This is a genomic window from Corynebacterium sp. MSK204 (assembly GCF_030229885.1).
Lineage (GTDB): Bacteria > Actinomycetota > Actinomycetes > Mycobacteriales > Mycobacteriaceae > Corynebacterium.
The window spans coordinates 1-270 of the sequence record NZ_JASPGQ010000067.1 but is presented as its reverse complement, the minus strand read 5'-3'; the positions used below and the strand labels follow the sequence as shown (position 1 = coordinate 270).

Genomic DNA, 270 nt, shown 5'->3' with positions numbered 1-270 from the left:
CCACATCCGCGCCTACACACAAGGAAGAGACCTCACCTGCCGCTGGCCCGGATGCACCACCCCAGCACACACATGCCAACTCGACCACCGCATCGAATACAACAACGGCGGACCCACCAACCCCGACAACCTCGTCACCCTGTGCCAACACCACCACAACATCAAAACCGACAAGCGAGTCCACTACATCATGTGAGGTTACCCTCGTTTAGTGGACACCCGATTAGTGCGGATCTTGTGTCCGTAGGAGAGGATGTTCATTGTGAGTTC

General features: G+C 56.3%; 1 protein-coding gene. It reads left to right on the top strand.

The features are described 5' to 3' along the window. The coding region (locus QP908_RS11805) for an HNH endonuclease signature motif containing protein (RefSeq protein WP_284772369.1) at positions 1 to 196 on the top strand (196 nt) is incomplete at its 5' end. Positions 197 to 270 lie beyond the last annotated feature (74 nt).